Below are 19,544 nucleotides of genomic sequence, written 5' to 3'. Positions count from 1 at the left end.
TCTCAAGGACAGTGCGATGGTCAAATTCGATTACCTACAAAAAGGCGTGTGGGGTTTGGCCAACGCTCACAAGGCGGGCACAATGGCGGGGCATTTGGGCGCCGCCGTCGTGGCCGGCTATTTCTTTGGCGAAGACCAGGGCGGGTTGGATCAGCGGGTGTTTCGCGGAGTCGAAGGCGAATTGGACCGCGTGATGGATGGCGAGGAAGCCATCTGGTTCAACGCCCGCAAAGCCGGCGTGACTCCGCAGCAACTGTTCAATCCGGTGGGAACTGAAGAGAAAAAGCCATCGTCGATTCAACCGATCGCCAAAGCGATGGAGCAAATCGCCGGTTCGCTGCGGCAATCGGGACATGACATCATCTTCGCCTCGATCGCGTTGCGGGCATTGCATGATCATCCCGAGTATGCAACCGGCCCTGTCGTCGAAGGCATTCGCAAGTTAATCGCGGCATTCCAAAACCAATCAGAAGGACGCGGTTATTACGGTCAGAAGACCGGTTGGCTCAGTGGGGAGCAAGTGACGTTGGAAGCCGACACGCAGTTTCCGGATTACAGAAATACAAGCGAGATGGTCGAAGTCACAATTGATCAACTCATTCAAACAGCCACAATTCGGAAGCAGGGTTTCGGCGGGTTGCATCACCTGATCAACCATGCCGCTGCTGTCACCGAGATGGAGCGGTTCGGTTTCTCAACCATCGCTCGCAAGGCGCTCCCGGCTCATCATCGGCATGTGCGGTTGTGGCGTTCGTTGCCGGATGTCGGACAGGAATTGGGGCCGGTCACCAAGTCCGAACTCGACCCGCGAAATCCGGACTATTGGGATGGCATGCTCAATCGCGACAGCGCGTTATTGACGCACCGCATCAAAACGCTTTACGGGTACTACACCATTCGGCGGTTTCTTGAAGGCGAGGCCCGTTTGAAGCAGGCCGACCATGCCTTCTTGTGCCTCATGAATTAGGCTCTTCAAGCAGCAATTCGACGGCTTCGGTGACCCAGCCGCTGTGCCAATCGTGTTTTCGGAACGGACCGTCGCGGTACACGTGCGGGATCGTCAACTCTTGGAGTAACTCATGCATCTGCTGGTGATGCGTGCGAAAGTTGCCATAGCCGGTGAGGATCAACCGGGGTTTGTCGCGGAGTTTCTTCGCATTCTTCCGGAGCAGTTGGTCGATGCGATACTCCTCGAAATTCTCCTGCGAACCATAGATGGGACGGTTCCCGTATTGGCCGACGCGAGTCATCATCAGCGGTGCATCCCAAGCAGCCGCACGACCGAATGTATCTGGATGTCGGAGCAACAAAGACCACGCTCCCCAGCCGGACTTGCTGAAACCCAACAGTAAACGGTGCTGCGCATTCTTCGAAACGGGATAGGTTCGCTCGACAAACAGCACAATTTCTTTGAGGAGATAGCTCTCTTGTCGAACTTTGGCATCAGTCGGGTGATCCGCATACCAGGGCAATGCGGAGAATGTCGGTGTGACGAAGATGACGTGGTGTTTGTTGTGCAAGTTGTGTCGCTGGATTTCGAGCAGACCATCGCCATAACGCGAACCGTCGGCCGCTTCAACCGGAAGCACGTAGATCACGGGATACGTGTGCTTGGGCGTGAGTTCATTCGGCTGTAGCACCCGAATGCGTGTTGGTCCCGCTTGGTACGGCGAACGGACGTTGTGCACCAGAAAGCCGTGGTCGTCCCGCTCGGCGGGGGAGATGCGATCATCCGCGAAAGACCTGTTCGCCAGATTCATCGAAGCGATGCCAAGCATCATGGTGCAGAGCGTCTTCATGCGATTGCGACTCATTCGTTAGAGAGTCCGGACGAGTTTGCGAACGGCCAATCGACCGGTTGATAACTCACGTTCAAATCGTCGGTGCGGAACCGTTTGCCTTTCTGCGAAAGTGAGTGCAGGCAGTAGTCGAGCATGCCGGTGGTGAGTAACGTGCGTTCGACGGGATACGAGGCTCGACCGGTGTGGAACATTTCCTCGATGGCTTTCAGCAGAAATGCGAAGTGACCGTACGGGCGGTCGAGTTCTAACTCGTACCACGTCGCGACCGGTTCCGCTTGCCCTTTGAGTTTGGCGGCGAAAGCGAAATGCCCGCTCACCCCGTTTGCCATCGCGACGCAGGATTTCAAACCGTCCGCGTGTTCGAACAAATAGAACGGGCTGTCTTTCGAGAGGCGTTCTTTCCAATTTGGTTTGAGCTTGTTGGGTAGGGTGTTGAGTGCGGCGAGGAGAAGTTCTTCACTCCAGTTCCCGGCTTTGGCGGCTTGCCAACGAGCATCGCCGATGATTGCTCGAGCAGAGACAACACCTGTTTCACCGCCGCGGCGACGTTCGATCATGCATTGCAAGCCTTCGATCGCATGAAACCCGTACGCTTCCGCCTTGCCGTAACCGACAGCCAGGGCCGCTTCGATTTCGCACCCCATCGGCAACACTAACGGCGGGCGTCTCCAAGCGACGGGAACCGAGGAACCGGCCATCAGCGGGAAACCCATTTCGCGAGCCGTTTGCACCATGTGCTGGGCATCTTGATAGCGATAGCCGAGGTGTTTGTCGTTGAACACGGGCACCACTTGGCCGGTTCTTTGAAACGTTTTCACGATGGCATCAAAGAACCGCCGACGTGGGTACATCTTCTGTCCGGTGTCGCTTGTGTCGGGATAGTCGCCGTGCTCGCCGATGCTGAGCACACCGGCGACTTGCATCGTGTTCGTGCCCAGCGTGAGTGCCTCGTCGATCGTTCGACAAATGCGGAAACCGTGTTTCTTGGCGAGCGGACGTGAGAGATCGTTCGCCGGGGTTTGATCGGTATAGATCGAAACGAGTTTCAAATCCGGTCCGACGCCGCCGTTCTGATCGAAGCCATCCAGAATCTTGCCAACGAGCACATCCGCGTGTGTGTTCCGACGATATTCCGTGACGACAGCTGCAACGGGAAGCGGTTTCCGGGGTGGTGATGCGGCCCAACCGAAGTGGTTGAACCCGCTGGTGACGGCGGCGGTTTGGATCGTGGATTGCAGCCACTCTCGGCGGGTCGACAACGGCATGGGGGCATCTCCGATTCAGTCAGAACGTGGCATAGATCACGATTTGCAAGAGGATCGCGAGCGCCGCACCCCATTTCAGATTCATGCTGGATTCACCCGTATTACTCTGCGTAGTCGTTTCCGAACGGGGCAGTCGCAGCACCCAAATGAGGATGCCGACGAGTATCGTTAGAAACAAACCGCGAACGACGGGCAACGGAATCGCGGCCAACAGTTCCCGGACCGTGTTGCCGATGACATGTAAGGGCGTCATGCGTCCGCCTTTCGTTGTCCGAGAGTGAATTTGATTTTTTCCGCGGAGGGCGGGGGCGTGATGAAACTCAACGCGACTAAAAGAGTCGCCGTCACCAAGAAGGCCCAGACGGAGAAATACAGAAACGGATCAGGAATTTGAAATAACGGTTCCCAACCTAGTTTCTCGATGACTGCAGGTTGGCTGAGTGTGAAGAGACTTACCGAACTGGCGATGCCAACGAGGAACGCGATGACGGCGGCTCGTCCGGTCGCGCGTTTCCAGAACACGCCGATCAATAACACCGCGAGAGCCGGGCCTTGGAAGAAGGACATTAGCGTCTGGAAGATGGCGTACACGCCGGACTCTTCGCTGCCTTCCAAAAATACGAACGCAAACCCAATGCCCCACGCCACCAGCAAGGCAGTCGTGATGCGTCCGACTTTGAGGAGCGTTTCTTCGCTTGCGGACGGATGGATGAACCGCCGGTAAAGGTCGTGACACAGAATCGTCGCTGCCGAGTTCAAATAGGAATCCACGCTGGACATCAATGCCGCGATAAAACCGGCCACGAACAATCCGCGAATACCAGTGGGCAGGAGTGTCGCGACAAGTTGCGGGAAGGCGGCGTCTCCTTCTTTCAAATCAGGATACAACGCGGCGGCGATCAGCCCCGGAACAGCGATGATGATCGGAATGATGTTCTTCAGCACCGCACCCCACACAAAGGATGCTTTTGCTTGGAATTCGTCCTTCGCCCCGAACGAACGCTGTACGATCGCTTGGTTGCCGATCCAGTACGCCGGGCTGAGAATGAGTGCCAACCCGAAGAAGATGGCCGTCCACGGAAAGGGCGAGTCGGCATCAACGGGCACGATGAGTTGTGTCGAGTAGGCGTTCTCTGACAGTCGTTCTTGTAGGGCACCGACGCCGCCGACTTCGATCAATCCGAGCACAAGTATCAGCAGACACCCGCCGATCATCACACCGCATTGAATGACGTCCGTGTAAACCACCGCTGCGAGTCCGCCGACGATCGTATAGAACCCGACGAGAATACCAGTCGCCCAAATACACGCGGTCAGATTCCAGCCAAAAGTTTGGCCCATCATCTTGGCAGAGGCGAGCAGCATCACACCGATGTTGCACGCCATAAAGATCAGCCAGCACGCCGCCAATGCCGACCGCATGCCCGCGTTGTAGCGGCGTTCCATGAACTCCGGGACGGTGTAGAGTCCGCTGCGGTAGAAGAACGGAACGAAGACGAACGCGGCGATGATCATCGCCGGCACGCAGCCGATCCATTCGAAATTCGCGACCGCCATGCCATGCGAGTATGCCGCCCCGCCGACGCCGATGATGTCGGTTCCGCCGATATCCGTGGCGACGAGCGACATGCCAATCGCCCACCAAGGCAACGTGCGACCAGCAAGGAAGAAGTCCGTCCCCGAGCGAACTCGTCGCCCGATCCAACCGCCAAGCCACAATGTCCCCGCGAGATACCCGAGGATGACCAAGTAATCCAAAAGTGAAAGCGTCGTTTGCACGACCGATCGCCTCTGTGCAAGTTATCAATGAGAGCTTATTTGAGTCACACCCTACGCCAAAACAGGCGTGAGGGAAAGCGTATCGGAAAAGCACGAATCCAGACGACGCGATGTGCCCCGGCTCTATGAGCCATTCGATTCCAAGTTGGTTGTCGATACGGCTCACGAAGCCGTGACACAGCGTTGTTGGTTTGACGTTCTCCCACTGGCGTTGAACAATGACGGACAGCCGCCCAAATTGATCTGGATTTCCAACGCGCTCACACCCCGGCGGAGGACGAGCGAAGTCTTGACGTTTGAAAGTCACGCCCCATGATCTCAACGATACGACGAAACCGACTCGGTTGGATGACGCTGCTCACGGTTCTCTTTTTCGGCACGCATACTTCATTCGCCGAGCAAACCGAGCGGCCGAACATTGTGTTGGTGATGGCCGACGACATGGGGTGGGGGCAAACGGGGTATTACAATCATCCGGTGCTCAAGACGCCGAATCTCGATGCGATGGCGGCGAACGGGTTGCGGTTCGATCGGTTTTATGCGGGTGGGCCTGTGTGTTCGCCGACGCGGGCAACAGTGCTGACCGGACGCACGCACGAACGCACCGGCGTGATGACGCATGGCTACGCATTGCGACGACAGGAACCGACCATCGCCCAGGGACTGGCGAAAGCCGGTTATGCGACGGGACACTTCGGCAAATGGCATCTCAACGGATTGCGTGGTCCGGGTGTGCCGGTGTTGGCGGACGATCCGCACTCGCCAGGCGAATTCGGGTTTCAGGAATGGCTGTCGGTCACGAACTTTTTCGATCGCGATCCGATACTCGGGCGACAAGGCACGTTCGAAGAGTACACGGGTGATTCGTCGGAAATCGTGGTCGCAGAAGCACTCAAGTTCATTCGCAAAAACGCGAAAGCGGAGAAGCCGTTCTTCACAGTGATTTGGTATGGCACGCCGCACAGTCCTTGGCGGGCGGCGGAAGAGGATGCGAGTCAGTTCGGTGACCTCAAGAGAGATTCGCGGGAACATTACGGCGAACTCGTGGCCATGGACCGGAGCATCGGCACACTACGCGCTGGGCTGAAAGACGCGGGCATCGCGGAGAACACGTTGTTCTGGTTTTGCAGCGACAACGGCGGATTGCCACGGATTACACCCGAAACCGTCGGCGGACTACGCGGATTCAAAGGAAGTTTGTATGAAGGCGGCTTGCGGGTACCGGGGATTATCGAATGGCCGGCTCAAATCAAGAAAGCCCGTGTGACAGCAGTCCCCGCGTGCACGATGGACATTGCACCGACATTGGTTGAGATCGTCGGTTTGCCAAGCGAGACACTGCTCCCCACGCTTGATGGAATCAGTCTTAAGCCGCTGCTCGAAGGTGAGGAATTTTCGCGTCCACAACCGATCGGGTTTCGTTATCGCGGCGGATCGGCATTGACCGATGGCGAGTTCAAAATCCTCGCACTGTCGAACAGGCAGCGAACGAACTACGAGTTATACAACCTCAAAGAGGACAAGAAAGAAACCAAGAATCTGCGAACCGCCGAGCCGGAAGTGTTCGCGAAACTCAAGGCGAAGTTGGATGCTTGGAACGCGTCGGTCGATGAGAGTGTGGCCGGTGAGGATTATCCGGAAGGCCGCGTCGATCCAAACCATCCCGAACCGCAATACTGGATCGATGTGGACGCCTACCAACCGTTCTTCGACGACTGGGCCGACCGACCGGAATATAAAAGCTGGATCCAACGTGCCCGGAAGAAGTGACAACTGGAGGGGGTACGATGAGCGGAGTCGTGCAATGAATGTCGAAAAACACGGCTCACAGAGCCGTGGCACACTTGATGGGAGTTCGACGGACGCGGGTGGTTACCGTTCGCGTCCGTTAGATTTTCCGGCGGGGCTTTTCGACTTTTCCCAGCGGAAGATTCGCAGCGGCGGAATGTTTCGCCAGACCGTGCACTTGTCAGGGCGTCCGAACGAGTCCTTCGCCAAATTGCACACGCGATCGCGGATTTGATACGCCACGAACGCCCCGTTTGGGCTGAGTAGCGAATGAATGTCAGCGATGAGTCGCCGTCCCGTCTCACGATCCATCGTTGAGAAGGGAATGCCCGAGATGACCAAATCCGCCGACTTCCATTCGACCTTGTCCAAGAATTCCCGTACTCGCAAAGCGTCGCCGTGCTGAACAATCAAACGAGGATCATCGATTTTTTCGAGGCCATCGATGAACATTCGATTGGATTCGATACTCATCAGCGAAGCGTCGCTGGTCATATGTCGTAATAAGGCCCGAGTGGTTCCACCGGTGCCGGGACCAAGTTCTATGATCCGTCTGGCAGTCGGAACTTGGGCGAATGTGCTCAGTTTGCGTTCTAAGATCGGCGAACTAGGAATGATTGAACCGACTTGCCGAGGTTCCTTGAGAAATCCACGGAAGAAATTCAGTGAGTCCGGTTTGCGTTTCGTTGAGAGATTGTCGGGGCGATTTGTCGAGGACGCAGAGTCCATGAAATGACCTCAAATTCCAGAAGTGCCAGCATGAATTTCAATCAAGTATTGCATTAACATGCCTTCCCGTAAACCTAACAGAACAGACGTCATCCAAATAGAGAATTGACAAAGATCCTACAGCCTTGGAGAACGTTGTCCTGTAAAGAGGTCGAATTTTCACGATCACACCCCGTTTCTTCTGCTGGCGACTTTCTTCATGGAACAAACACAGGAATATTTTGTCGGTTGGGGCACGTTGGCTTTGATCAATGCCGGACTGGCCCAAGGGAAGAATCGCGGTGGACTGCTGTGGTTCCTGATTTCCCTGCTCTTGGGGCCAGTGGCGACATTGCTACTTGTCTTGCTCGAACCCAAGCAGCCGGAGTGATAGGATACGGCATTCACTGAATCTTCATTTCTTCCGATTCCACTTAGATGCCGTTATGAGTGAGCCATCTTGCGACTGCTTGTGTGCTGGTATTGTGGTCGCGGACCATGTGTGTGCCCCGATCGCACGAATGCCGCACTCAGGCGAGCTTGTTCTGACCCGGCGGATGGAACTCACCGTGGGCGGATGTGCGGCGAATGTTTCGGTCGACTTGGCGAAACTCGGGCGAGACGTCGCCATGTTGGGGTTCGTGGGTGAGGACGCATTCGGCACGTTCGTGCGACAGACGATGCAAGCGGCCGGTGTAAATTGCGAGCAACTTCTCACCAGCACGACCCGCGAGACCAGTGGGACGTTGGTTGTCAATTGCGAAGGTGAAGATCGGCGGTTCATCCATTCGATTGGTTCGAACGCTGAGTTCACGGGGCAGGAGCTGACGCCGGAACGGATTGCGTCCGCTCGCGTGTTGTATTTGGGCGGATATTTGTTGTGCGAGGAATTGACGGCGGGCAATGTGGCTTCTGCATTTCGTACGGCTCGGGAACTAGGTGTGACAACGATTCTCGATGTCGTCGTTCCGGCCGCTGGCGATTATTGGCCGCGTGTGGCGGAGGTACTCCCGTTCACGGATGTGTTCCTTCCCAACACCGACGAAGCCACGATGATCACCGGACTGACCGATCCGACCCAGCAAGCCGCAAAGTTCCGCGACGCCGGTGCGAAGACGGTGGTCATCACCTGTGGCGAGACGGGCGCGGTGTTGCAATCGGAGGCAGGGAATTGGAAATCCGGCCGATTCGATGTGCCCGTCGTCGATGGCACAGGAAGTGGAGACGCCTTCGCCGCCGGTTTCATTCATGGACTACTGGCGGACGCCGACCCGGAAACGTGTCTCCAATGGGGCAGCGCACTTGGAGCCAGTTGCGTCGGCGCGGTCGGTGCCACCACCGGCGTATTCACCGATCAAGCACTACGTAAGTTCTGTGCGAAGAACCGTCTTGCTTTTGAGCGGACTAAATAGCGTCGGATTCGACGTCTTCCTCAGATGTCTTTCCCGCCAACGCCGCGATGGCGGCTTCGCGGGTTTCGTGGATTTGCCAGACGGTGTCGAACCGGGCGGTCTGCAGGATTTGTAAGCCGGGTTCCGTAAGTCCGCAGCACGCGAGTTGACCGCCGTCCTTGATTTTGACGGCGTGCCACAGATTCAACAGGCTTTCCAAGACCGCGGAGCCGAAGGCATCGACATTACTAAAATCGATCAGGACGTGCCGGAGGTCTTCCTGATTGATCCGGGCGAGGGCTCGGTCTTTGTCTTCGGTACGACGATCGTCCGCGAACCCGGCAAAACCTTGAAGAACCGAGACAATCAGCACGTCACCGTCACGATCGTTCCCAAAGACTGCCGGCGATGCCATCGCATCTTCCGAGGCGACCAAACTCGTCAGTGGTTCGGCATCGACTTCCGGTTCGGGACGCTTTCGAATCAGTGTGAGTTCCCGGCCGGAGGAGTCGACCGAAATCTCGTCCATGAAAGTTTGAATCAGGATCAAACTCCGTTGCAGCGGGTCTTCCAAGTCGGCGCTGCCGTTCGTTTCGGGAAGGAAGATACTCGCCGTTCCTTCGCCTTCATGCCGCACGATCAGCCGAATTTCGTTGTCATCGATGCGAGCTGTCAGCCAGACAGATCGTTTGGAGAACGGCGGCATCGCCCGTTGGTTTTCGGCTGCTTCTCGGAAGATCAATTCGCCTTCGAGACGTGTGCTCGGGTCGAGAGCCAAATTGCCGAAGAACATGGCGTGATCGAGAGCATTCCGCAATGCGACGATCACTTGCATACGGACGGTGTCGTCGCCGAAGTCGGCCTTTTCGAGTTCCTGCTCGACATGCGTAGCGACGGACGAAATTAGCGTGGGGTCGTTCTCCATGCGGAATTCGAGCGAACGTGCCACGAGACAACGTTGCACTCGGTCTTTGGTATCCGCGACCCGCTTGGATTCCAAGATGTCTTGGAGCGTGTCGATCATACTGTGATCGAGACGACTTTTCGGCAGATAACTGGCGGCTCCATGCCGGAGTGCTTGAATGGCAATATCATCGCTGCCGTGCGAAGTCATCAACACGACCGGCAAATGGGGATGGTCTCGGCGGACGGCATCGACGAGTTGCAACCCGTCCATTTCCGGCATCTGGAGGTCGGTCAGCACCAAGTCTGGTTCGTGAGTTTGCAGAACATCCAACGCCAGTCGACCGTTCTCTGCCACGTAAACGTCGAAACCGGCTTTTTTGAGGGTCAGCCGGATTTGCGTGGCCTGTGTGAGGCTATCTTCGACAAGCAATAGTGATGACATCTGTGGACTCCCCTCGGCATCGTGGAACTCCGATCGAGTGTCCTCCATCATAGCACAATGGTCGGATTACTTCGTCGGTTCGAGCATCAAGAAGTCGCCCAGTTCTTCGGCGAGATTCTCGAAGCTCAAACGTAGAGCGTCCCATAGGGCCGGGGCTTCGTCCAGTCTGCCGAGTCGGGATTTTTCTTCCAACTGGTCGGCCAAGGGGGCCAGTTCGATGCCGCCCACCATGCGGCTCACCTGCCCAATGACCTGCGAAGTTCGAGCGATGCTCTCGGAATCTTCCTCGGCAATGGCCATTCGGAGGGAGTGCAAGTGTCGCGGGCAGGCTTCGAGGAAGGTGTCGATTGCTTCCTGTAAGTGTTCCCGACTGCCACCGGCTTCTTGCATCGCGGCAGACCAATCAAGTCGCTGACTTTTCGGCCAATTGACGTGGGCAGATTCCCCGGGCATCGGCGTTTTCGCAATTGACTTCGTGGAATGCCGGAGTTCCGAACTTGGAGATACCGATTGTTTTGAACTCGCGAAGCCGGTTTCCGTCTGCCAGACAGGGCGGTCTATGGCTTTCAGGGCTGCTGCAATCGTTTTGTGCACATCATCCCGCCGGAATGGTTTGAGCAGACATTCTTCCGAACTATCGGCGGACTTGTGCTGCACGTTCCGCACGAGAACCACACGCCCAGAGAAACCACGATCTTTACGAAGGCGATCCGCGAGTGAAGCGGCACTGACGTCTTGCAGGTCGGCGTCGATCAGCACGAGCGGAAACTCTCGGCCTTCGCGTTTGGCTTGTCGCCAAGTTTCGAGCGCTTCAAAACCGGCCGCTGCGGTTGTGGGCAGAAGTTTCGAATCCTGCAACATCCGCGACAGCACACGACGAGCGGCGGCGTTGTTGTCGACGATGAGTACCGGAGTGCCGACCCAATCCGGTGAAACCGATTCCGTCACCGGGCTGCGACCGATGGGCAATCGCAGGGTGAGTTCGGTCTCGCGACTGCCATCGGTTCCGCTGGTGATGGCAACTTGGCCACCGAGCAGCGAGGCCAATTTCTCCGCGAGCGCCGGCCGTTGGCGGTATCCTTCACTATGCGTGTCTGTGAGTCGGAAGCGAATCGAAACTTCCTCGCCGGGTTCGACCAAACGGGTCCCGATCTGCTGGAGATCGGTTTCGACTGTCAGCACAACGGCTCCACCGGCCGTGCGTGAAACACCGGGGCCAATCAGATCGAGAAACAATCGTCGCAGCCGATCCACATCGCCGACCACAGATGTCGGTACGGAATTCGGCCAGTCGATCAGCCATCGTGTCGAATCTGGATGGGCGGGTTGAGTCGCGAGGCTTCGGAACAAAGTCTCCAACTCGGCTCGCAAGTTGAATTCTTCCGGTTGAAGTTCGAGCGTGCCGACTTCGAGCTTCGCCAAATCGAGCATGTTCCGCAACACATCCTGCAAATACCCGGCCGACAACGAAACCGTTTGCAAGGACTTCCGCTGCGAAGCGGAAAGCTCTGTTTCCAGCACGTCATCGAGGGATGCGACAAGCGTTTCGGCGGGAACTTCGATTTGTCGGGAGAGTTGGTGCAGGAATTCCTGTTGCGTTCGGACGGCGGCACCGGCCGTCTGGCGAGCTTGTTGCAACTCGACACTGGCTTGTTCGAGTTCCGCCTGGAGGTGTTCCAATTCCTGCGTCGCTCGTTCCGAACCGCGGCGAGCTTGGTCCCGTTCGCGACGAACTTGTTCCAACTCCTGTTGAATTTGCGCAATTCTCGCGTAATCTGCCTCGGTTTCGGTTCGTGAGGAGGCAGGGGTTGGTTGTGGTTGTTCGTCGGCGTCTTCCGGACTCGTCTGAAGGAATCGGCCCACGCGAGTCGTCATTACGGCGACGATCCATACCGCGAACATGGCCAGTAAGCGGTTGGCTAGCACCACGCGATCGCCCAATCCACCGGTCAAAAGCGGCGTGAGCCAAATCAGGGCCGAGCACACTCCGGCAGAGAGCATCGGAAAGCGACGTCCGGCGGCAAACGACAATGCCACCGGGAGCACATAAGCAACACTACCCACGACTTCACGCGGCATGACCCAGTCGATCACGCTCACGGCGATAGTCAGCAGCAAAGTGAGTAATATGCTTATCACAGCCATATTCCCGTCGGTATCCCGTCGACGGATCGGACGAATCCGATAGTATTGCGAAACGTCTATTTCAAGCCGGGAGACTTCCTGCACTCCCAGTTCGAGGCGCTAGTTATACACGTCTTGGCAAACAAATGCGACATGAAACTGGAGTCAGCGTTGCAACCCGGCTGCGGAGTGCGATAATCGGTGCACGGTCGGTCGGCTGAGACCAATTGACTGTGGCGTTCCGCCACGGTTGTGTTTGACTCCCCATTGCCTTCCCAGGGCCGTTGTTCGTGTGGCCAGCCCCGTCACTGTTGGCGGGGCCACAGCAAGCCACAGGCTTTCCCCGCCAACAGTGACGGGGCTGGCCTGAGTGAACGACCCTGGTCCGCCGTGAGAAGTCAGCCGACCGACTGTTTTTGATACGCTTTTGTCGATGGTGTATAGAACAGTGATCAACAATTAAAATGTGCCACGGCTCTATGAGCCGTGCTTCCAAGCATTGATGATCGCTCGGCACGGCTCACAGAGCCGTGGCACACGACGTTTCTCTTTTCGTACCCTCAAAAAATATACTTCGACTGATTGAGAACGCATCAGCTTAAGCAAAGCCGTGGGCATGCCACTCACGTTTCATGACGCGGAAATTTACAAGGTTCACGCATGGGCGTTTTTCGCTGGCTTTTGAACATCCTGGGACTGAGTTCCAATCCTAGGCTAACTCCACGTCAGCAAACGATCGCCGACAATTGGAATGCCGCTCGGACGTCGACAACACCCCGTTCAACGTCTACTCGATCGGTCTCGACCCAGAAGAAGCAAACGTCGGCCAGTCCCGAAGCTCTAAATGCTGCTCAGTTTACGCCGATTAGTGATCGCGATCTGAAACAGCAAGCGAAGAATCTCGGTTCCGCGTGGAGTAACCCGTGGTTTGGCCGACGGGACATCATTCCGCCTGCCGACGATCCACGCACGCAACTCATCGACCGGGCGATGGTTACGCACGGTTTCCTCACCAGTGAGGAGTTGGCCGACATCCACGCGGTCGGCGAGGAAATGAGCGAGTACCGGCCAGATTCCGCTCTCGTTTCGCATCGGGCGAATCAGTTGGTGGCCGAGGCGACGACCGATCGCGAGGCCCTCAAACGCCAGAAGAAAGCGGAAGCCGAGGAGCGAAAACGTCAACGCGAAGCGGACATCGCCCATCGAAAGCAGACGGACATCGTCTTTCTCGGTCGCGGTGTTTCCAAGGGCTTGGCTGATCGACGGGCGAACGTCGAGGCATTGACGAAGCATAATCTGCCGGTCCTATCCACGCCGGGAGATCTGGCGGAAGCTCTTGGAATCCGAGTTCCGCGACTACGTTGGCTTGCGTTTCATTCTGTAGCGGCAGAGCGAGTGCATTACATTTCGTTTACGGTGCCGAAGAAAAGTGGCGGCGAACGGGTGTTGTCGGCTCCACATCGGGATATGGCGGCGGCTCAGCGGTGGATTCTGGAAAATATTCTGCAGCGCGTGCCGGTTCATAAGGCCGCTCACGGATTCGTCCGCGGACGGAGTACCGTCACCAATGCCGAGCCACACGTCGGACAAGGGATGATCATCGGGTGTGATCTCGAAGACTTCTTTCCGTCGATCACCGTCTTTCGCGTGATAGGTGTCTTTGAGCAACTTGGGTACTCACCGGCGGTTGCGACGATTCTGGCGCTGTTGTGTACGGAGTGTCCGCGTCGAAAGGTGACCTACGCCGGCCAAACTTTCTATGCCGCCACCGGTCCGCGAGGATTGCCTCAGGGAGCATGTACCAGCCCGGCGATCAGCAATCTGGTGTGTCGTCGGTTAGATTCGCGTCTGACCGGTTTGGCGAAGAAATTCGGTGCAAATTACACCCGTTACGCCGACGATTTGACGTTTTCCGGCTCCGGCGACACTGCAAATATGGCGGGTTGGATTATCGCCAAGATTCGGCATGTCGTTGATGACGAAGGGTTTACGCTTAATCAGCAAAAGACGCGAGTCCAGCGACCGAGCCGTCGGCAAAGCGTGACGGGAGTGGTGGTCAACGAGCGTCCCGGTGTACCTCGGCATCTCGTACGACGCATGCGAGCAATCCTGCACAACGCCCAAACGACAGGGTTAGCCGCCCAGAATCGTGAGAATCATCCGCATTTCGAGAGTTGGGTCGAGGGCATGGTGGCATACATTCACATGGTCAATCCGCAACAGGGGGAACCGTTGCGGAAGGCGCTTGCAGCCGTCTCGAATTGAAAATTCGCTGGTCGATTCACTAAACTTCCTCGATGAACGAATCTGCCGCACCGTCGTCGTCCGCCACTCGCTCGAAGATTGCTCGCGAAGCCGAGATCCGCCGGACGTTCGCCATCATCTCCCACCCGGACGCCGGGAAGACCACGCTCACCGAGAAACTGCTGCTCTATGCCGGTTGCATCGATGAAGCCGGGGCCGTACGCGGGCGAAAGAACCAACGGGCGGCCACTTCCGACTGGCTGGAACTCGAACAACAACGGGGGATTTCTGTCACGTCGACGTTGCTAGCGTTTCCGTACAAGGGTTATGAAATTAACCTTTTGGACACGCCCGGTCACGAAGATTTCAGCGAAGACACTTACCGTACGCTGACCGCTGCTGACGGTGTGGTGATGGTGCTCGACGCGGTGAAGGGTGTGGAAGCGCAAACGATCAAACTGTTTAAGATCTGTGCGGATCGGAAGATCCCGATCATGACCTTCGTCAACAAAATGGACCGTCCCGGTGCCGACCCGTTGAAGTCGCTCAGCGATATCGAAGAAGTGCTCGAGATCGACGCCATTCCGCTGAATTGGCCGATCGGGATTGGTCGGGAATTCTGCGGAGTCTACGACCGCACGCGACAGGAAGTCCTGAAATTCCAACCAGTTGCGCATAACGCCACCCGCGTTCCCGTGCAGAAGGCAACGCTGGAAACCGCCGATTCGGTTCTCTCGGACGAACTCACCATCAAATTGCAGGATGAGATCGAGTTGCTCGATGTCGCGGGCACGGAATTCGATGAGGAACTTTTTCGGCAGGGCGAACAGACGCCAGTGTTCTTCGGGAGTGCGTTGAACAACTTCGGTGTCGAGCCGTTCTTGGATGCGTTCCTGAAAATGAGCCCCGCACCGCGGCCACGCGAATCCGATATCGGCGAAGTTCCGACGGACAGCGAAGCGTTTTCGGGCGTCGTGTTCAAGATCCAAGCCAACCTCGACCCCCGACACCGCGACCGCGTTGCGTTTGTGCGGGTGTGTGCCGGTCGATTCAAGCGGGACATGGAAGTGACCTTGGCTCGCACTGGGGAAAAAGTCCGCATCAAACGGGCTCACCGTGTGTTCGGGCAAGACCGTGAAACGACCGAGGAAGCCTATCCCGGCGACATCGTCGGCATGGTCAACCCGGGGCAATTTCACCTGGGTGACACGCTCTGCGAAGGCGAAATCCTGCAATATTATGGGCAATGGGAGTTTCCGCCGGAATGTTTTGCCCGCATCCGTTGTGGTGACACCGGTCGTCGTAAACAGTTCCAAAAGGGGCTTACACAACTGATCGAAGAGGGGGTCGTCCGGGTATTGACCGACTCTCGTACCCACGCCAACGAACCCGTGTTGGCGGCAGTCGGAGAGTTGCAGTTCGATGTTGTCGAGTTCCGTCTGAAGTCGGAGTACAAGACGCAAACCACACTCGAACGTCTACCACACTCGGGCGCGCGATGGTTAGACACAGACCCCGACAAAGTCGATTCGCTGAATTGCCCTTCCGGCACGCGGATCATGTACGACCAACTGGGTTGTCCGATGTTGCTCTACAATAGCGACTGGGAACTGCGATTCTTCCAAGAACGCAATCCAGATGCACCGTTGTGTGAATCGCGACCGCTTCGGAAACGCGGTGCGAAGTAGCGTTCGGCAGCGAGTTCGCTCGCTCATGCGTTTTCTTTCGCCTCGAACCTCTCACTCCTGACCCCGATTTTCCGCAAAGATTCCTCAAGTTACCTGATCGGAATAGCCGACACGATTCGTAGGACCGTGCTAGGCGTATGGTCCATCTGATGTTTCGTCGGTTGACCGTAATGCGGTCTTGTAGGTCTGCGATGAACGCGTGAAAGCCGGTCTTTTACGGTTCGTCATCGGGCATAGGCCGTTATGGTGAATTGTGAACCGCTCTTGAGGGCGACTGAAGATGCTGCAACTTCGCATGCTGGTGGTGATGCAACTTGGGCTGATCTGTTGCGGATGCGGAGCGGGAACGCTTCTGCCGAATCGCTGCTTGATGGACATGCGTGACCGCGTGTTGGCCAAGGGAGCTTGGCATGGATGCGGATCGCAGTACGATGGGCCACATCGGGGAGCCTTTAAAGATGGTTTCCTTGACGGCTATGCCAACGTCTGTGGTGGCGGAGTCGGTCAGCCGCCGGTCGTTCCTCCAAAGAAGTACCAGTCAGCGTGTTACTCCTCGGCAGAAGGGGATTCGAAGACCATTGCCTGGTTCAATGGCTTCAGTGCGGGAGCGGTGGCTGCCTCGGCAGATGGTCGTGAGGGACTCCGCGAAATCGTGCTCTCGACCGATCCCGAGGGCGGGTTAATCGGTGCAGAATCCAGTTTTCCCGGGTTTTCTTCACCCGTCGGAACCGTGAGCGTGCACCAGGCTGGTCCAACGCCGCATGAAATGATGCAACCACAAACGTGGCCAGTTGCACCCCCGATTCCCGCTGTGCCAGCACCGGGAACTATCCGATCGAACGGTCAAGGGGAGCAACGAGTGCCCAGCCAACCGTTGCCACGCACGAATGAAGAAGCTGCGCCGCAACCGATGCCACAGGCCGCCCTGAATCCCTTCACACCCGACGCCCCGAAACGCACCCGGTGATCGAGCGGCTCACCCGTGGATTGAGCAACCCCATAGAATCGCATAAGATGTGACGCTGTCGCTTCTCCAGCATTTCTCGATGCCATGCGGTTCTATGACGCAAGACCGACTTCAATCCGACACCTGTGCTCAGAAGCTGAAGGCGCTCGGCGAGCCATTGCGGTTGCGAATTGTCGACTGCCTGCGGGCAGGGCCGAAGACGGTCGGTGAAATTTGCGAAGCGATCGATACGGAGATTGTCACTGTATCGCACCATCTTGGTGTACTCCGCACGGCGGAGATCGTCGAGCGAACGAAGAACGGTCGCTTTGCCGTCTATAATCTGCGGGAAGGGATTCTCGAACTCGCGGACAATGCCAAGTCGAAAGATTTCATCGACCTGGGATGTTGTCGCATCGAGATTCCTAAGTGACATAAGTTGCCACTCAGGATCGATTCGCCCGTCGTCACACCCGCACCTCGACCGAAAACCGGTCATGTTCACCGTCCGGAGCCCGCACGACCCTCGCGCCGAGGGTGAAGAAACGGTCTACTGTTGACGGCCTTCGATTGCGACGAGCAAAATCCCGGCTGCCAATATCAGCATTGGCGGGAGTGATGTTTCGTCGTGGACAATCACGGTCATCTTGTGAACGAACGGATTGAAGTGCGTGCGGAACTGAGCGACTTCATTCCCGTCTGCGTCGTCCAGGTGAAAGTGTTGTGGCAGGAAGCTCAAACCGAAGCGGCGAATGAACGCATAGAATGCACTGTCTTCCCGAAGATGTCCGGCGGAATAACCATCGTTGTCCATCACTTCCCAAGTGTCGCGAAACATCGAGCTCAATCCTTTCCGTCGCAGCGTGCCCACGGTTTCGCCGGTTCGGCTGTCGACGACATCGTAAGCCGCGGAAAAGTCGATGACGCTACGTGCGGCAATCAACAACCGTTCGTCGCTCATGCTTTCATCCGTGTAAATGCGGATGTCTTCTTTTAGCTTGAACGCCTTCTGTTTACTGAAACCGATGAGATCGCCGCTGGAATTGTAGATATGAAATTTCGCCCCGAAGAGAGTGAGAACCTTCCGGCGGATTGTGTATTCTTTGCTCATGAAGCGAACTCCGGTTGGTAGATCGTGTGACGGTGTTCTATGTCCATGAAGGTCCTGGAAAACGTCTCGTTTTCCGTCTTCCCCAGCACACAATCCGCTACGATCCAACGTAAACTGCTCTAGAATGACAAAGCGAACGGCATCGTGTTCGATTCCCGCCCACAACGCAACCAATGACTCAGGAAGCTAACGGAATGATTATCGGCGTGCCTAGTGAGATTAAACAGGATGAGTACCGCGTCGCATTGTTGCCGGTGGGTGTGGAAGAGCTGACGGCGGCCGGGCATCGCGTGCTGGTTCAACGCGGCGCCGGTTTGGGCAGTGGGATCGCCGACAGTTTGTACGTGGAAAACGGTGCGGAGATTGTCGAGTCGGCAGCCGATGTGTTCGGTAACGCCGACTTGGTCGTGAAAGTCAAAGAACCACAACCCGCGGAATGGCCGATGTTACGCGCGGGCCAGATGCTTTTCACGTACTTCCACTTTGCCGCCGATGAAACTTTGACACGAAGTGTCCTCGAAACCGGCGTGACGGCGATTGCCTACGAAACGCTGAAGGGGACAAAAGGTGACTTGCCGTTGCTGACTCCGATGAGCGAAGTCGCCGGGCGAATGAGTATTCAGGAAGGTGCGAAGTACCTCGAACGTCCGCAGGAAGGGCGGGGGATTTTGCTCGGTGGTGTGCCCGGTGTGCCGCCGGCTCATATTGTGATTCTCGGCGGCGGAGTCGTGGGCAAGAACGCCGCTCAAATTGCAGCCGGGTTTCAAGCGGACGTGGCGATCTTGGATGTGAACGTCGATCGGCTGCGATATCTCGAAGACATTATGCCCGCGAACGTCAACACGCTGTTTTCCGATCGTCATAACATCCGCGAAGAACTTCAACTCGCCGACCTCGTTATCGGAGCCGTTCTCATCCCCGGTGCCCGGGCACCGAAATTGGTCTCGAAGGAAGACTTGAAACTGATGAAACCGGGGGCAGTGATTATCGATGTCGCCGTCGATCAGGGGGGATGCATCGAGACCACACGACCGACGACACACGCCGAGCCGACGTATATCGTCGATAGCATCGTGCATTATTGTGTGACGAACATGCCCGGCGCAGTGGGTCGGACGAGCACGTATGCCCTTTGCAATGTGACGTTTCCGTACGTCTTGCGAATCGCCAATGATGGTCTCCAAACCGCCGCCGCAGAAACGCCCGGCATCGCCGACGCGGTGAATATGCACGCCGGACAGGTCACGAACCAAGCCGTCGCGGACACGTTTGGATTGACATTCCAGCCGTTCCAGTGATGTCGTTTTGGTCTTGTTGGGATCGATGATCGCAAGTATCATCCCGCGCGAA

General features: G+C 56.8%; 17 protein-coding genes. 9 read left to right on the top strand and 8 right to left on the bottom strand.

Annotated features, from left to right (window positions below; all coding sequences use genetic code 11):
• The first annotated feature begins 16 nt into the window (after positions 1 to 16).
• Positions 17 to 967: a hypothetical protein gene (locus AC5DDB_RS19590; RefSeq protein WP_491741449.1), complete on the top strand. Its 951-nt coding sequence runs from the start codon at positions 17 to 19 to the stop codon at positions 965 to 967.
• Here AC5DDB_RS19590 and AC5DDB_RS19585 read toward each other — a convergent pair.
• The 4 genes from AC5DDB_RS19585 to AC5DDB_RS19570 are packed head-to-tail and all read right to left on the bottom strand — an operon-like array spanning position 957 to position 4,846.
• On the bottom strand, positions 957 to 1,814 hold the full coding sequence (locus tag AC5DDB_RS19585; RefSeq protein WP_491741448.1) for an alpha/beta hydrolase-fold protein: 858 nt from the start codon (positions 1,812 to 1,814) through the stop codon (positions 957 to 959). The two genes, AC5DDB_RS19590 and AC5DDB_RS19585, sit on opposite strands and share 11 nt — an antisense overlap.
• Positions 1,811 to 3,067 (bottom strand): hypothetical protein, encoded by a 1,257-nt coding sequence (locus AC5DDB_RS19580; RefSeq protein ID WP_491741447.1) that lies wholly within the window; start codon positions 3,065 to 3,067, stop codon positions 1,811 to 1,813. Before AC5DDB_RS19580 ends, AC5DDB_RS19585 begins: the two co-directional genes overlap by 4 nt.
• A 19-nt stretch (positions 3,068 to 3,086) precedes the next feature.
• A complete protein-coding gene (locus AC5DDB_RS19575) occupies positions 3,087 to 3,320 on the bottom strand; it encodes a hypothetical protein (protein WP_491741446.1) in 234 nt (77 codons plus the stop codon).
• Positions 3,317 to 4,846, bottom strand: coding sequence for an SLC5 family protein (locus tag AC5DDB_RS19570; protein ID WP_491741445.1), 1,530 nt, complete (start codon positions 4,844 to 4,846; stop codon positions 3,317 to 3,319). Before AC5DDB_RS19570 ends, AC5DDB_RS19575 begins: the two co-directional genes overlap by 4 nt.
• 312 nt (positions 4,847 to 5,158) lie before the next feature.
• On the opposite strand from AC5DDB_RS19570, the gene AC5DDB_RS19565 reads away from it, so the two are divergent.
• A complete protein-coding gene (locus tag AC5DDB_RS19565; RefSeq protein ID WP_491741444.1) occupies positions 5,159 to 6,616 on the top strand; it encodes a sulfatase family protein in 1,458 nt (485 codons plus the stop codon).
• Positions 6,617 to 6,718: 102 nt separating this feature from the next.
• Here the strand turns inward: AC5DDB_RS19565 and AC5DDB_RS19560 are convergent, their stop codons facing one another.
• Positions 6,719 to 7,363: a class I SAM-dependent methyltransferase gene (locus AC5DDB_RS19560; RefSeq protein WP_491741443.1), complete on the bottom strand. Its 645-nt coding sequence runs from the start codon at positions 7,361 to 7,363 to the stop codon at positions 6,719 to 6,721.
• Positions 7,364 to 7,562: 199 nt separating this feature from the next.
• On the opposite strand from AC5DDB_RS19560, the gene AC5DDB_RS19555 reads away from it, so the two are divergent.
• Both AC5DDB_RS19555 and AC5DDB_RS19550 read left to right on the top strand, forming a co-directional pair.
• Entirely contained in the window at positions 7,563 to 7,733 is a 171-nt protein-coding gene (locus AC5DDB_RS19555; protein ID WP_491741442.1) for a hypothetical protein, read from the top strand.
• Positions 7,734 to 7,788: 55 nt separating this feature from the next.
• Positions 7,789 to 8,754, top strand: coding sequence for a carbohydrate kinase family protein (locus tag AC5DDB_RS19550; protein WP_491741441.1), 966 nt, complete (start codon positions 7,789 to 7,791; stop codon positions 8,752 to 8,754).
• Here AC5DDB_RS19550 and AC5DDB_RS19545 read toward each other — a convergent pair.
• Positions 8,747 to 10,081: a response regulator gene (locus AC5DDB_RS19545; RefSeq protein ID WP_491741440.1), complete on the bottom strand. Its 1,335-nt coding sequence runs from the start codon at positions 10,079 to 10,081 to the stop codon at positions 8,747 to 8,749. The genes AC5DDB_RS19550 and AC5DDB_RS19545 overlap by 8 nt on opposite strands.
• Positions 10,082 to 10,147: 66 nt before the next feature.
• The gene (locus tag AC5DDB_RS19540; protein WP_491741439.1) at positions 10,148 to 12,226 is read right to left on the bottom strand and encodes an Hpt domain-containing protein; all 2,079 of its coding nucleotides are present in this window, start codon (positions 12,224 to 12,226) and stop codon (positions 10,148 to 10,150) included.
• Between the two features lie 639 nt (positions 12,227 to 12,865).
• Between AC5DDB_RS19540 and AC5DDB_RS19535 the strand changes: the two genes are divergently transcribed.
• From AC5DDB_RS19535 to AC5DDB_RS19520, 4 genes are all read left to right on the top strand, one after another.
• Positions 12,866 to 14,470 carry a reverse transcriptase family protein gene (locus AC5DDB_RS19535; protein WP_491741438.1) on the top strand — a complete coding sequence of 535 codons (1,605 nt, stop codon included), beginning with the start codon at positions 12,866 to 12,868 and terminating at the stop codon, positions 14,468 to 14,470.
• A 32-nt stretch (positions 14,471 to 14,502) separates the two neighbouring features.
• Positions 14,503 to 16,137 carry a peptide chain release factor 3 gene (locus AC5DDB_RS19530; protein WP_491741437.1) on the top strand — a complete coding sequence of 545 codons (1,635 nt, stop codon included), beginning with the start codon at positions 14,503 to 14,505 and terminating at the stop codon, positions 16,135 to 16,137.
• Positions 16,138 to 16,417: 280 nt separating this feature from the next.
• Positions 16,418 to 17,104 (top strand): hypothetical protein, encoded by a 687-nt coding sequence (locus AC5DDB_RS19525; protein WP_491741436.1) that lies wholly within the window; start codon positions 16,418 to 16,420, stop codon positions 17,102 to 17,104.
• Between the two features lie 94 nt (positions 17,105 to 17,198).
• On the top strand, positions 17,199 to 17,516 hold the full coding sequence (locus AC5DDB_RS19520) for an ArsR/SmtB family transcription factor (protein WP_491741435.1): 318 nt from the start codon (positions 17,199 to 17,201) through the stop codon (positions 17,514 to 17,516).
• Positions 17,517 to 17,633: 117 nt separating this feature from the next.
• On the opposite strand, the gene AC5DDB_RS19515 is transcribed toward AC5DDB_RS19520, so the two are convergent.
• Positions 17,634 to 18,194 carry an LURP-one-related family protein gene (locus AC5DDB_RS19515; protein ID WP_491741434.1) on the bottom strand — a complete coding sequence of 187 codons (561 nt, stop codon included), beginning with the start codon at positions 18,192 to 18,194 and terminating at the stop codon, positions 17,634 to 17,636.
• 194 nt (positions 18,195 to 18,388) lie between these two features.
• Here AC5DDB_RS19515 and ald point away from each other — a divergent pair, with 194 nt between their 5' ends.
• Positions 18,389 to 19,492 carry an alanine dehydrogenase gene (ald, locus tag AC5DDB_RS19510; RefSeq protein ID WP_491741572.1) on the top strand — a complete coding sequence of 368 codons (1,104 nt, stop codon included), beginning with the start codon at positions 18,389 to 18,391 and terminating at the stop codon, positions 19,490 to 19,492.
• Positions 19,493 to 19,544 lie beyond the last annotated feature (52 nt).

Source organism: Thalassoroseus sp. (assembly GCF_984380535.1).
Note: the sequence above shows the minus strand (reverse complement) of the source record. Positions and strands in the feature narration are given on the sequence as shown.